Annotated in this window: 11 protein-coding genes; 7 read left to right on the forward strand and 4 right to left on the reverse strand. The window is 65.2% G+C overall.

Translation table 11 applies throughout. The features are described 5' to 3' along the window. Positions 1-147: 147 nt before the first annotated feature. The 3 genes from KF833_17560 to KF833_17570 all read left to right on the forward strand — a co-directional run bounded on the left by KF833_17560 (position 148) and on the right by KF833_17570 (position 3,108). Entirely contained in the window at positions 148-1,056 is a 909-nt protein-coding gene (locus tag KF833_17560) for a DUF488 domain-containing protein (protein ID MBX3747117.1), read from the forward strand. A gap of 11 nt (positions 1,057-1,067) precedes the next feature. Next, positions 1,068-1,889 (forward strand): hypothetical protein, encoded by an 822-nt coding sequence (locus KF833_17565; GenBank protein MBX3747118.1) that lies wholly within the window; start codon positions 1,068-1,070, stop codon positions 1,887-1,889. Positions 1,890-2,718: 829 nt separating this feature from the next. Then, positions 2,719-3,108: a tetratricopeptide repeat protein gene (locus KF833_17570; protein ID MBX3747119.1), complete on the forward strand. Its 390-nt coding sequence runs from the start codon at positions 2,719-2,721 to the stop codon at positions 3,106-3,108. A gap of 14 nt (positions 3,109-3,122) precedes the next feature. On the opposite strand, the gene KF833_17575 is transcribed toward KF833_17570, so the two are convergent. Together KF833_17575 and KF833_17580 are read right to left on the reverse strand one after the other, a co-directional pair. After that, positions 3,123-3,503, reverse strand: a complete 381-nt coding sequence (locus KF833_17575; protein ID MBX3747120.1) for a DUF5615 family PIN-like protein — start codon at positions 3,501-3,503, stop codon at positions 3,123-3,125. Positions 3,504-3,512: 9 nt separating this feature from the next. Further along, a complete protein-coding gene (locus tag KF833_17580; GenBank protein MBX3747121.1) occupies positions 3,513-3,734 on the reverse strand; it encodes a DUF433 domain-containing protein in 222 nt (73 codons plus the stop codon). A gap of 454 nt (positions 3,735-4,188) precedes the next feature. Here KF833_17580 and KF833_17585 point away from each other — a divergent pair, with 454 nt between their 5' ends. The 3 genes from KF833_17585 to KF833_17595 are packed head-to-tail and all read left to right on the forward strand — an operon-like array spanning position 4,189 to position 9,283. After that, positions 4,189-6,483, forward strand: a complete 2,295-nt coding sequence (locus KF833_17585; GenBank protein MBX3747122.1) for an ankyrin repeat domain-containing protein — start codon at positions 4,189-4,191, stop codon at positions 6,481-6,483. Then, positions 6,473-8,599: a HAMP domain-containing histidine kinase gene (locus KF833_17590; protein MBX3747123.1), complete on the forward strand. Its 2,127-nt coding sequence runs from the start codon at positions 6,473-6,475 to the stop codon at positions 8,597-8,599. Before KF833_17585 ends, KF833_17590 begins: the two co-directional genes overlap by 11 nt. 3 nt (positions 8,600-8,602) lie before the next feature. Further along, the gene (locus KF833_17595; GenBank protein ID MBX3747124.1) at positions 8,603-9,283 is read left to right on the forward strand and encodes a response regulator transcription factor; all 681 of its coding nucleotides are present in this window, start codon (positions 8,603-8,605) and stop codon (positions 9,281-9,283) included. Between the two features lie 443 nt (positions 9,284-9,726). On the opposite strand, the gene KF833_17600 is transcribed toward KF833_17595, so the two are convergent. Together KF833_17600 and KF833_17605 are read right to left on the reverse strand one after the other, a co-directional pair. Beyond that, positions 9,727-10,491, reverse strand: a complete 765-nt coding sequence (locus KF833_17600) for a PEP-CTERM sorting domain-containing protein (protein ID MBX3747125.1) — start codon at positions 10,489-10,491, stop codon at positions 9,727-9,729. Between the two features lie 788 nt (positions 10,492-11,279). Further along, positions 11,280-11,732 carry an RbsD/FucU family protein gene (locus tag KF833_17605; protein MBX3747126.1) on the reverse strand — a complete coding sequence of 151 codons (453 nt, stop codon included), beginning with the start codon at positions 11,730-11,732 and terminating at the stop codon, positions 11,280-11,282. 819 nt (positions 11,733-12,551) lie between these two features. On the opposite strand from KF833_17605, the gene KF833_17610 reads away from it, so the two are divergent. Then, entirely contained in the window at positions 12,552-14,045 is a 1,494-nt protein-coding gene (locus tag KF833_17610) for a hypothetical protein (GenBank protein MBX3747127.1), read from the forward strand. Positions 14,046-14,078 lie beyond the last annotated feature (33 nt).

The following is a 14,078-nucleotide window of genomic DNA, read 5'->3' on the forward strand; positions in this document are numbered from 1 at the left end:
CTGCGACCGGGGTTTTTGGCCTGAGCCAGGGCGGCGAGGCCGGGGCATCCCCGCAGCGGGTTGTAACGGCCGAGCCGAACCGCGCCCCATTCCTTACCGCGGTGGTCCTAGGCTTGCCGGGGTTCGTGGCCAGGCGCACGATCGGTCATGGTTTTTGAACGGCAGCGCCGACTCCTGGCACTTGTGGATGCTTTGGGGGGAGCCGTGCCGGCGTTGGACTTTCAGAAGTTGCTCTTCTTGTACACCCGCGAGGAGGAATCCGAGCCTTCCTACGATTTCGTCCCGTACCGGTTTGGCGGGTTTTCCTTCACCTCATACGCCGACAAGCGGCGGCTGATCGAACTCGGGCTGTTAGGCAATGAGGAACGGCAGTGGACCCTGACCGAGACCGGCAAAGTGTTGGCGAAGCAGTTCGGGCCGGAGCGATTGCGCATGGATGCCTTTGCGCACCGTCGATCGGGCCTACGCGGAGACGCGCTTGTCGCCGAGGTCTATCGGCGATTTCCCTACTACGCCACCCGGAGCGAAATCTCGGAGCGGGTCCTAGCAGGGGACGCCCCGGCATTGAAGGAGATTGCCAAGGCAGGGAGAGGGGAAGAGCGGGCTTACCCCCCTGCGCTGTACACGATCGGCTACGAAGGACGGAGTCTCGAAGAGTACTTGAATCGCCTGATCCGCGCTGGCGTGACACTTCTTTGCGATGTCCGGCGCAATCCCCTGAGCCGGAAATACGGTTTCTCGAAGGGCACGCTCGCGAGAACCTGCGAAGGCGTGGGTCTGCGCTACGAGCACCTACCGGAACTCGGAATCGCCTCCGATCGGCGGCGCGAGCTGAAGAGCCAGGCGGACTACGACGCGCTTTTTGCCGATTACGAGCGTGAGGATCTTCCCGGGCAGGGAGCGGCCCTGGCCCGGATCGCGGGCTGGGTGAAGGACGGAGGGCATCGTGTCGCCCTGACCTGCTTCGAACATGCTCCCGAGCAATGCCACCGCCGTTGCATTGCGAAGGCGCTTGAGCGGAGCTTCGGACGGACCCTCGCACCCTCCCATCTTTGATCCGCAGCGACATGCCCTTGGATCGCGTCCTCATCACCGTCAAGACCTACCCAACGCTGTCTCGAAAGTACGGTGAGACGGTCTGCACAGCCGGGGTCCGCAAGGATGGAAGTTGGGTGCGCATCTACCCCGTGCCCTTTCGTCGCCTCGACCAAGAGGAGCAGTACAGCAAGTTCGACTGGATCGAGGCGGACTTGCGGAGGAGCACGTCGGACCCGCGCCCGGAAACCATGCACCCCACCGATGTCCGGCAGTTGCAGCCGGTCGGCCACATCGACACCCGTGACAACTGGCGGGAACGCAGGAAGCTCATTCTGGAAACCGCCCGGGTCTATTCGCGGTTGGACGACCTAATCGCTGGCGCCAGGGCCAACCAACTATCGTTGGCGGTGTTCCGGCCCAAGAGGATCATGGACTTTGTGTGGGAGGAAGAAGAGCGCGAATGGGACCGGGAGAAGCTGGCGCAGATGCGAGACAGGACCCGGCAGGGCGAACTCTTCACCGAGGACGCGTGGCGGCAGACGTTCCAAGTCATCCCGAAGCTCCCCTACAGCTTCTCCTATCGCTTGGAGGACTCAGGCGGGCGAAGGAGCGAGTTGCAGGTTCTCGATTGGGAGACGGGGGCGCTGTACTGGAGGTGCCTGCGGAGCACGAACGGGGACGAGGCCGCAGCCCTCGCAAAAGTCCGTGCCAAGTACCTGGGCGAGTTCGGCACTCGGGATCTGCACCTCTTTCTTGGCACCACGCAGGAGTTCCATTTCCGGGCCCCTAATCCGTGGGTCATCGTCGGTGTGTTCCAGATCCCTCACCAGCGTCAGTGCCAGTTGCTCTGATTGTGGTCTTGCGGAGCGGCGCGCCAGCAGAGCGCGTTGACAGGGTGACGCAGGTCACGGCGCTTGAGGGTACACGTACCCGACGGTGGCCCTAGACTTGTTGGCGACGGCATAACGTCACCAAGGCCACCGGCGTGGCGGAGTCGGGCTCGGTGGACCATCTGGTTTGAAGTATTCATCTCTCAGGAAGACACCAACCCACGGAGGATCCGGATGAACTCATAGCAATTTGCCTGTCGATGCACTCGAAGAATTGCGGGTCGGAAGTGGGAATTCAAACCGAGATCCCGGCCGAAACGTTATGAAGGGGTCGGTTCTTGATAAAGCCTACTCTTGCCGGGCCATCCGCCGCCGGTCCAGCAGGCGGTTCAGGTGTCCCCGCGTGCCCTTCCCGAGGCGCTCGGCGATCCTGCCGACCGTCATCGACGTCTCCGCCCGAGTCGCACCGGATTGGTTGGAACTCCTCGCCCTCCTCCGACCTGCGCCGTGATGAACCCAGGGTCCCGACGAAGTGCTGGGAATCCGCATCCTCCATCAAGATCGGCTCACGCGCAGTGCATCCCGGAATTGTGGGGAGAGGTGCGAACGCCGCATAGCGTCGCTTCGGAGGGCCGAGTTCCACGAGGCCGCAACAGGGTGGAGCGTTGGGTTGAGGACTCGCAGAGCTCGTCCCTCCGATTCGCTGCCTCCTCACCCACAACTCCGGGATGCACCGTTCACGCCTGGATGTTCGACTCCCATCTGGCGCACGGTTCAGGGTGCAGCGAAAACGAGGCGGGTTTTACAATTCCCTGACAACCGACGGGGGACGAGGTGATAAGAAGGGCGTGTGAGAACCCTCATCCTGGTCGGAATCCTGTTCGGGGCGGTGGTGCCGGGTCGGGCGGCGGAACCGCTCGATCAGGCCTTTCAATCGGCGCTGGTCGCGAAAGAGGTGCGGCGCGATCTGAACGCCGCGGTACGGGGCTATGAGGCGGTAATTGCCCAGGTCGATGCCCAGCGTGCGATCGCGGCGACGGCGGTGTTCCGGTTGGCGGAATGCTTCCGCAAGCTGGGACGCAACGACGAGGCGGCGTCGCAGTATCGGCGGGTGTTACGCGACTTCCCCGCCGAGGCCACCCTGGTGCGGTTGAGCCGGGAGAACCTGCTGGCGCTGGGAGTGGCGCCACCTACGGAGGGGGAGATCGCAACAACCCGCAGTCTCCGCGCACGGTCCTGAGGACCAATAACCTGTCATGAATTGTCCGGAAAAAGGGCCGGGCGGAACCTCACCCGCCACGACTCCACGATGGCCAGTCGGCCCACGACCCCGGCGAGCAGCTGAGACTGGAACAGAAACGTCTCCAGCACCTTCACCACCGCCGCCGCGACGGCGTCGTCGGGCAGTTGGAGCACGATGATCCCGGCGAACCCGGCCGGCGGGTAGTTCCTGATGTCCGAGAAATCGAAGTCGCGCGTGACAAGAACCAGCCCGTTGGCTTTGGCGTGGGCGGCGATCCGGGTGTCGTCCGCACCGCCCAGCCCGATGTCACGTACGTCGAACGCCTCGTGCCCGTGCTGACGCAGCATGACCGCCGCGGAACGCGGCATATTGGCGTCAAGCAGGAAGCGCACGGCGACGGATCAGGCCGGCAGCGGGTGGTACTGTTCCTTTTCGACCAACTCTCCGGCGAACTTCAGTGCCGCGCGGATGTCGGCCACGGTCAGACCGTATTCACAGGCGACCTCGTCGAAGCCCATGCCGCCAGCCAAGCTGCCGACGATCAGGGCGACCGGCGTTCGAGTGCCTCGGATCACGGGCTTGCCGTGGCAGACCTTGGGGTCGATGACGATTCGGTCGTTCATACCGTCGACACGATCCTGCCCCGCGTCCGTAGCGGGGGCAAACTCGGAACTGCGGGCGCGCGACCGCCATGGATTGGTTGGAACTCCTCGCCCTCCTCCGATCTGCGCCGTGATGAACCCAGCGTCCCGACGAAGTGCTGGGGATCCGCATCCTCCATGAAGATCGGCTCACGCGCAGTGCATCCCGGAATTGTGGGGAGAGGTGCGAACTCCGCAAAGCGTCGCTTCGGAGGGCCGAGTTCCACGAGGCCGCAACGGCCTGGAACGTTGGGTTGAGGACTCGCAGAGCTCGTCCCTCCGATTCGCTGCCTCCTCACCCACAACTCCGGGATGCACCGGTCGCGCCGGGATGTTCGACTCCCATCTGGCGCACGGTTCAGAGTGCATCGAGAAAAGGGGGCGGATTTTACAATTCCCTGACAACCGACGAGGGACGGGGTGATAAGAAGGGGGTGTGAGAACTCTCTTCCTGGTCGGGATCCTGTTCGCGGGGGTGGTGCCGGGTCGGGCGGCGGAACCGCTCGATCAGGCCTTTCAATCGGCGCTGGTCGCCGAGGAGGTGCGGCGCGATCTGAACGCCGCGGTACGGGGCTATGAGGCGGTGATTGCCCAGGTCGATGCCCAGCGTGCGATCGCGGCGACGGCGGTGTTCCGGTTGGCGGAATGCTTCCGCAAGCTGGGACGCAACGACGAGGCGGCGGCGCAGTATCAGCGGGTGTTACGCGACTTCCCCGCCGAGGCCACCCTGGTGCGGTTGAGCCGGGAGAACCTGCTGGCGCTGGGAGTGGCGCCACCCGCGGAGGGGGAGACCGCACCCCCCCGCAGACAGGATATCCTGCTCGATCTGCATTCCGAGGAGGCGGAGATCGCCCGGTTGCGCACGCTGTTCGACCGCAGTCCGGATCTGCTGAACGCGGAGAAGGGCGGGAAGACCCCGTTGATGGAGGCGGCGGAGAAGGGGCAATTGGCGGTGGTGCAGGCGTTGCTGAACTGGGGGGTGGAGGTGAATCGCATCGCCTCCAGTGGGACCGCGTTGTCGGTGGCGGCGGCGAACGGGCACAAGGCGGTGGTGGAGGCGTTGCTGGATGCGAAGGCCGATCCGAACCTGGTCATGCAGTCCGGGCACACGGCGCTGGGAGGAGCGGTGGGGCAAGGATTCACGGCGGTCGTGGAGACTCTGTTGGCCCGCGGGGCGAAGGTGGAAGTTGAGGGTGCGTATCCTCCTTTGTTGGCGGCGGTGTCCGATTCGAAGACCGCCCTGATCGAACGTCTGGTGAAGGCAGGCGCGGATGTCAATGCGGTGGTCAATCGGGGGGTCCCGGTGGCACCGAAGGGTGGAGGCGGTGGAAATACAGTCATTCGGACGGTGTTGGAGGCGGCGGTGCTGTGGGGCGAGAGGGAGGCAGGTCGAACCCTGGTCCGTCTGGGGGCGAAGGCGGACATTGGGACATTGGGAAGGAGCCTGAGCAGCGGCGGGATGCCCAAAGTGGCGTCCGAGTGGCTGGACGAGTTGTTGGCGGCCGCGCCCCCGGAGGGGTTTCCGACGGAGGGGCTCAACGCGCTTATGGGGAAATGCATGGATCACGCGCAGCAGTTCATTCCCGCGTTGCTCCGTGCAGGCGGTTCCGCGGATGCCGTGAACTCGGGGGGCTTTCCGCTGCTGGTCCGGGCGGCAGCGGGTGGCCCCACCGAGGCTCTCGAAGCTTTGCTCGCCGCGAAACCGGACGTGAATGTGGCGTTACCGGATGGCACAACGGCCTTGCATGCCGCGGCTGCGAAAGGCGACACGAACTCGGTTTCCTTGCTCTTGAAGGCGGGAGCCGATCCGAATCGTTTGGACCAACGTCAGCTTACCCCATTGGAAGTCGTCCGGATGGCCATTAGCCGGGGTCTTGCGCCACCTTCGCCAAGGCCGGTTGCACCCCGGGACGGCCCTACGCGGATAGTTCCGGTCAGGGTCAGGGATGGTTCCGAGGTGCCTGCAAACGTTTCCGAGGCGGCGATGGTCTGGCAACGGATCGAGGCGATGCTGCTGGCGGCGGGAGCGCAGGAGGATCTCGCCCGGAGGCAGGCGATCCATTGGAGGATCGGCGGTCAAACGGAACCGTTCCATCACCGGGTGGGGGTGAATCCGCCGCCGACTCTGGCCCAATTCCTGATCCTCGCGCTTCAGGCTCCCAGGGCAGAATGGGTGGATCTCCAGCAGATTCGCGTCCGGAGACTGACGGCGGACGGCCAACAGGAATCGGCGCACCCGATCGGGGCGGATTGGTGGAGGATGGGGGAATGCCGCTGGAGTCATCCCCTCGAATGGGGCGATGTGGTGGAGCTTCCGGAGCTGGACCGGGTGGTGGGATCTTCCGCTCCGGGTCTCTCCGAGGAAACTGCGGCCGCGCTGAGGAGATGCGGGGTGCAGCAGGTGTCGCTGACGATCCAGGGTGAGACTACGGAACTCCATCTCTACCCGGCTCCGCTTCCGAGCGCTCGGCGGGGAGGGGCGCTGACAGCGCCAGGCCTGCCGGCAAACGTGCCGCCCGCCGGAGCCGTGATCTCGAGCTGCAACCTCCGCCAGGTGCTCGATCTGTCTGGCAGGCTGCGGGTGTCCTCGGATCTCACCCGGGTCCAGGTCACGAGAAAATCATCGGGCCAAAAGTGGACGCTTGACGTGGTGAACGACCCGGAGGCGCGAGAGTACTGGCTGGTGGACGGCGACCAGATCGAAGTTCCGGAGAAGGAAGATGCTCCCTGACGCGCATGGTCCTCCGCCGCGGCGCTACGCGCTTCTGGCCCTGGCGTTGGTCCTTCCTTCCCTGGGATTGGCGGGCATCGCCGGTTGGGCTTTGCGGGCGGACCGCAGGGCGGCGGAGGCTGACCTGCGCATTCGGTCGGAGCGGATGGCGTGGAACATCCTGGCTGCCGTGACCAACGCCTGGACCGCCGGACGGGATGGACGAGGGGAGGTCCATGAGTTGAAGCTGGAGTCGGACGGCACGCTGGCGTGGCCCAGGACGGGTGTGTGGCCCCCGGTCCCGGTAGAGGTGATCCGGGGGATGTCGGAGCCGGTGCGCACCGTCTGGCGCCGTGCGGAAGCAGCGCTGGCGATGGGGAACGGGAACACGGCGTTGGAGGAGTTGAGGGTTGTTGAGGTCGAGGGCCAGGGAGACGAAGGACCGCCGGGTGGGACACCCGCCTCCACGGAACGGGGGCGCCCTACGGTCCCGGAGGCCTCGGTTCCCATCCACCTCGACCTCCTGCGGGCGCAGGCACTGGCGGCGGTCGGCGAATCCGCGGCCGCCGTCGAGGCGGCCCGGCGGGTGCTGGTGACGTCCACAACGGAAGCTCGAATGGAGTCCGGGCTGTCGGTTCGCGAGGTGGCGTTGGAATTGCTCGTGGGACTGATCGAAGCGGACGGCGGATTTTTCCCGGACGCCTGGCGCGACAATGGGGCGCTGGCGGTGCGCGACGTCGTGGACGTACCTTCAACGCCGGTCTCGGAGGAGGCTCTGACCCGGTTGCGAGTGTGGCTGGGAGAACGAAGTCGGATCGGCAGCATGCCGGGTGAGTTCGAGAAGGTGGAGGCGCCGCTGCGCCAGCGGGATTGGGCGCGCCGTTCGTTCGAGGCGATTCAGGCGAAGAGAACCGGGCTGAGGGGCCTCCGCGCCGACGGGACGGGCGGCCTGGAGGAGACCGCGGTTCTGGCGTGGGAACTCGACCGCCATCTCTGGATCGGGGTCCGCTCTCAGGATCCTGCGGGGATCGCGGGATCGGGCCTGGGCTCCGGGGGCGAAACCCGGGAGCCAGCCCATCCGTATCGGGCACGGCGTTGGGTGGATGTGGTGGAGGGGGTTCGGACGGCGTTGCGGGCGGACGATCCGCACGGGCACTTCGGCTTCTCGGTGGACCTTCAGGGAAGGGACTTTTCCGTTCATCACCAGGAGCCGTCGGATGTGACGGCGCGGGCACTGACCGCCGCGACGGCGTCCGGGCCTGGAAACCTCCTGCTGAAGGTGGCCGTGGCTCTGGTGGATCGGGACAGCGCGTTCGCCGGACAACGACGTCGGGAGCGGGTGCTGGGCGGGATCGTTCTGGCTGGCGTGGGGATCTCGGTGTTGGCGGCCGGACTGACATGGCGGGTGCTGGTGCGGCAGCATCGGCTCGGGGTGCAGAAATCGAACTTCGTGGCCAGCGTGTCGCATGAACTCCGGGCGCCGCTGGCCAGCGTGCGCGTGCTGGCGGACAACCTGGAGCAGGATCGGGTGTCCGATGCCGGGCGCAAACAGGCCACTCTGAAACTGATCGGGCGCGAGTGCCGGCGACTGGGGATGCTCGTGGACAACGTGCTCGACCTGTCGCGCATCGAGCGGGGCCGGAAACGGATCGAGCCCGAACCCACGGATGTCCTCGCCCTGGTGCAGGAGACGGTCCGCTGGGCGGGGGTCGGGGCGGAGGAACGCGGCGTGCGGGTCCGACTGGAACTGGGGCGCGCGCCGGAGGGTTGGGTGGCGACGCTGGATGGGGCGGCTGTTCAGCAGGTGTTGACCAACCTGCTGGACAACGCGGTGAAGCATGCGCCGCACGGGAGTGGGGTGACCGTCGGACTGGAAGTGGACTCGATGGCCATCCGGCTGACCGTGGCCGATGCCGGACCCGGCATTCCCGGGAGTGAGCGGGAGAAGGTGTTCGATCCGTTTCACCGACTGGGGAGCGAGTTGCGCAGGGAACAACCCGGCGTGGGAATCGGACTGGCCATCGTGAAGCACCTGGTGGAAGCGCACGGCGGCCGGGTTTGGGTGGAAACCGTGGAACCGACGGGGGCAAGATTCGTCGTGCGGCTCCCGAATCGGCCCGAAGGCCTGCCCGGATGAGCGATGCATAGGATCCTCGTCATTGAAGATGAGTTGCCCATGCGGCATGCCCTGGAAGACCTCCTGGCCTCGCAGGGCTATCGCGTCCTTACAGCCGTGGATGGAGCGCAGGGAATCGACAAGGTGCGGGAGGAACTCCCCGACCTGGTCCTGCTCGACGTGATGCTGCCCAGGATCGACGGGTTCGCCGTGGCGGCCGAACTGCGACGGTGCGGGTCGAAGGTGCCGATTCTCCTGCTGACGGCGAAGGGAGGCGTGGGAGACCGGGTGACCGGGTTGGATGCCGGGGCGGATGATTACCTCGCCAAGCCCTTCAATCCTCAGGAGCTGCTCGCGCGCGTGCGGGCATTGCTGAGGCGGGTGGCGCGTGGGAAGCCCGGGGTCGAACGGGTCCGGGTGGGCGAGGTGGAAATCGATTTCCTGCGTCAGACGGCGCGCCGCGGCCGGAAGGCGCTGCATCTCACGCCGAAGGAGCTGGCAATGCTGCGCGTGCTGGCAGAGGCCGGTGGCGGGGTGGTCACCCGGGAACAATTCCTGGATGTGATCTGGGGTTACGGCGCGTTTCCCATCACCCGGACCGTCGATACCCACATCGCCGCCTTGCGGGCGAAGCTCGAAGTGGAACCCGCTGAGCCCCGGTACCTCCAGACCGTTCACGGGAGCGGGTATCGGCTGGTGGTTTAGCTCAACCTGGCTGATTCGGACGGCAGAGGGAGAATTTTGTCGATGGACGCTCGTTATTCGGGAGCGGTCTACCCCTGATGAACTGGGGCGACCGGCGGGAGGCAATGGTCGTCTGCACACGGGGACTCGCGACAGGCGTGTCAACCAATAGCCGTAGCCGAGACTGACCCCACCGAGTTCCCCCCAGCGTCTCCACGAAGCGCTGGCGATCCGCCTCGTCCACGAAGATCGGCTCACGCCGGCCGCCGCGATTCATAATGTGATGGATCGCGTCGGGATACTCGACTCTCAAGTTGCGCGCCATGCCGGAGGGGTGACCACTGTCTTGGATGTGTCAATATCAAGAACTGACCGCTGAAGTGGACCCCAATCGTTGGACCAGAGATCACGGAAAATAACTTATACTTCCGGGTCTGAGATTGGGGTCGGGATGGAGATTCCTATCAGTAACCCGCAATCGGGGTTGCGGCTGCGCGACGCAAGCGCCGCCAGCCGGTCAACCCGAGCAGGCCCAACCCCGCCAGGGTGGCGACGGTCGTCGGCTCGGGTATCGGGGTGAATTCCAGGCGCATGACGGTAACGCCATCGGAAACGATGTTGGCCGTCGTGGCGTTGAACGTGCTTGCGTTACGCAGGCCCCGGTAATCCGCCGTCCCAACCATAGCATCCAAGAACATGCCGGAGCCACCGCTGGCTGCCGGGTGGGTGATCCAGACGACCAAGTCGCCTCCCTGGTAGGCGTACGGCACATCGAAGGCGATGGTGGCCCCCCAGTCGTTGGGAGTAGACCCGCCCGGATAGGATGCTGCGGTGATGGTCAGGGGACCGTCGAAGACGGCCACCGGGGAGACCATGTTGTCGGCAAAGGTGGCGCTCATGTCGGCGATGCTGTTCGCCGCCTGGGCGAGGACGATCTTGTACTCCTCGTACGAATAGGTGGCACTCGGTTGTGCTGTGGATTGACTGCCATCCAATCGAAACGAAATGCCCTCGAATTGGCTGCCCACCGGAACACCCGCCAATAGAGAAGCGGCGAACTGAAGTTGCACCGTGCGCGGGCCGTTTTGCAGGACGGTGTTGAGGCCCGATCCGCCTTCGGTGCCATCGGCCGCATTCGGCAGCACCACAGCCGCCCCATGCAGGCTTGGCGCGGCAAGAACGGCGAATAAGCCAAGCACAGACAACCGGAACGGTTGGAGGCGCTTCATGGACATGGACACGAATGGGTTTTGCGACGGAAGGGCCAGTGGACTCCTTGATCTACTGCAAGGGATTACCCGAGTGCATCCGAGCCTGTCAATCGGGAAGCGGGAGTTCTTCCCAAGCACGTCCACTGGAGGCACGGCTGCTGAGGAAGTTGGAGAAGGGTCACATCTTTGAATTCAGGGTCGGGTCGTGAATCGACGAGTTCGGTGGATGACGAGTTCGGTGGATGCGTCTGGCGCTGGCCGGGACGCTCATGGGGGCGGTCTCTCCGGCCGGCGAAGTGACCATTGCATGAGAGGGCGAGGGTGTGCGCATCCGTGTGATGGGGGAGGACGGGCGGGAGTATTCTATCGAGGCGTTGCACAACGGGGACGGATGGTCCGAGTGGCGTCCCGTGGCCACTGTGGCGCCGCGCCAGGAACCGGCCTTCGTGTACGACCCGATTTGCAGCACCCAGCCGCAGAACTTCTTGAAAATGGGTCGGCATGTCTATTTGTCAGGCACATATTTGCTGACGGTTTGCTATTGCCCGGTGCCCGCGGTATCCGCGCACACCCTCTCTGCGCTACGCGCCAAGCCAGCGGCGGGTGAGCTTGTCCCGGCTCGTCAACCTCTATGTCTATGTCAACCTCTATGTGCCGGTCTCCTTGATGAAGATTTGCGTCAACAATTCTATGCCAGTCCTTTTATCTGCCTTAGTCAAGATTTTTTCGCCTGACCCTTTATTCAAGATGCGAATGGCCCGAAATGTCGTGCATAGGCACGACGTTTCGGGCCCTTGATTACCCGCTCAGCCCTCCGCTGTCCTGCAGCCCAGGGTCAACAGCACATTTGCCCACAGCGATTGCTCGGCCGTCTGAATCGTCAGCACATGATCCGGCGATCGCACCGCCTCGTAGAAGTCCCACTTCGGTATCGACCGCAGCGGGAGGGTCAACCCGGCCTCCGCAAGCACCCTCCGGTATTCGGTCCACACGGGCGGTTCCCCCTGCTGTGCGTACGGATCGTCCGCCGGAATGCCCATGGTGTTCACTTCATCCACGGGGATGGCGCTCAGCACCGCTCGCAACACCTGGGGCACCGAGACAATACCCGGGGCCAGATTGAGCGAAACCACCCCGGCATGGGGCCCCTTCATCGTGGAAGCCGGGTAATTCCCGTCCGCAATCAGTACCTTCGCATGGTGTCCGGCCCGGCCGAGGATCGCGTTGATCTCGGGATGAATGAGGGTGTGCTTCAGCATGGCGTCGTCCCGAGATCTTCCCCCACCGCCCTCGCGCCGACAACTCCCGCCCTGGTTGAAGATTACGTCAGCAAGCTGGGAGCGAGGGGGCAGCCGTTCGCACCTGGGTGGAATCTGCTTGGCTTCGCGTCCGTGGGGCTGTTGCTGGCGGGATTTGGGTGGGGTTACGGTCGAATCCTGGACGATCGACTCACGGGCGCCTTGTTCGCATTCCTCGGGTTCGGCTATGCCGCAACCGGCATACCGACCGCTATGGCGGATGCTACTTTGCCGTTATCCAAGGCACACACGGCAATCATCTGCCTTGCGCTTGCCTGCTGGTTGTTCGGCTTGTCGCGACTGGGGGGTGCATGGCGTTCCCAAGGGCGGAGAGGTTGATCGCCAACAGCAAGGCCATTCTCCTGGCCCCACCCATCGTCGGCGACCTGGTCGGGTTTTGGTCGATGCCGGTGACCCATCGCCTCGTGTTCTCCGTAGTGTTCGGCTGGGTGGTGCCTACATCGATCCGGTTGATGCGCGGGACTCATGCGGCAACAACCATGTCCCGGGAGCCTTGAGGAAACGATCCTGGGGATCCCCGCGGCCATCTGATCCCCACCCGGACTTTGCCTTCCTCGTTGCGGGACGGCCCGAGCTTGCCAGTGGGACCCAAGGGCCCGGAGATGGAGATCCAAGGCCTCATCGCTCGTCGATGCGGTTCGTCCTCGGTCTGCGTGACCAACCGGCTCCGACCGTTCGCCCCCCAAGGGTTGCCGGATCCGCGTCCCAAGGCGTTGAGTCGAGGCGGGCCCCCGGTCGGTTCCAGGAAAGGATCGTGTCATGCATTCCAGATTCCATTCCCCAACGCGTCGCCTGCAGGGAATCGGGTTAACCGTGGTATGCCTGTTCGGAGGAACTGCGGTCGGTTCCGCCGCTCCCACATGGCGGGCAAGCCAGACCCTGTCGTTCAGCGGAGGGCCGGGCGCCTTGTCCGGCGATCTGGTGGCGACCGGGAACGGAGCGGCCGCGGTGTATGCCCGGCAGGTGGGGGGCGCCATGCACCTGGGTTTCTTCCGCCTCGGACCGGACGCCCAAACCCTGATCGATCAGGTGTATGACCTGAGTCCATGGCCCTGCTACCAGCCGGCGGTCGCCTTCGATGGCGCCGGCTTCGGTGTGGCGGTTTCCGGGTTTACCCAGGCATTCTTCCTCAGGCTGTCGGCCACCGGAGATGTGCTGGCGGGCCCGGTTCAACTCCCGGGACTGCCAAGCGGCGCCGAGGCCGGGCGCACCGCAGGCTTCCGGGTGTTCTGGACCGGACACCGGTTCGCCGTGTTCGGCCTGTGGCTGGAACGGGAGTTCCCATGGCAGGAACTGGGCCAGGGCCACTTCCACACCCATCTGCGCTACTGGCTCGTGGATCCCACCGGCGCCGTGGAGGTCCAGCGGACCCTCCGAAGACTGGCCCCCATGACCTACCCGGGTGTGGAGGGCGCGGAGCGCGACTACTACGATGTCGCCCCCCTCCCCGACGGCTTCTTCGTGGCCAGCTACAGCGAAAGCGCGGCCGGTCCGCCGTTGTCCGTGTACTACCGGCGCTTCGACCTCGCCGGGAACCCGACCCGGGAGGAACAACCGCTCTTCGCAGCCCAGACCGCCCAGGGCCCGCGGCTCGCCTGGAACGGCGCCACCGTGGCGGCGACGGCCGTCCGGATTGTGTCGCTCCCGCACCCGGAGGCGGGCAACCACTTGTACCGGCGCTGCTTTGCGCCGGACGGAACCCCGCGTGGACCGGAGGTCGCCTACGGGTCGCGCCTGGGTTTCGGGCCGGTGGTCTTCTGGACCGGAATGCGGTTCATGACCGCCTTCTGCGTGCTTCACGACTGGGACCGGCTCGGGTACGCCCTGATTCTTGAGCCCTTCGACGACACCGGTTCGTCGCTGGGTCCGGAAGGGCCGTTGCGCGATGCCCAGGGCCGGGCCGTCCTCGGCCGCATGGCGTTCGGAGTCGATCTGAAGTTCGTTGGCAGCGGCAATGTGCTGTACGCCAAAGCCCAGACCTCGGATGCCTTCGCCATTCAGATCTCGCCCCTGTGGTTCACACTGGTGAACGACGTGCTGACCCCTCCGCCGCTCCGCATCTTCCGGGAAGGCGGCGAGGTGGCGCTTCGCTGGCCGGGGGACGCCGCCCCCTTCGGCCTCGAATCGGCGGTCGATCCGGCCCGTGGCCCGTGGTCCGCGGTGGAGAGCCCGCCCGTCTTCAGACTGGATCACTTCGAACTGCGTCAACCGGCAGCCGACACCCGATTCTTCCGCCTGCAAAGCCTGCCTTGAGCATGGAATCCGGGTCGTAACTGCGGCGCGCCT

Source organism: Verrucomicrobiia bacterium (genome assembly GCA_019634625.1).
Lineage (GTDB): Bacteria > Verrucomicrobiota > Verrucomicrobiia > Limisphaerales > CAIMTB01 > CAIMTB01.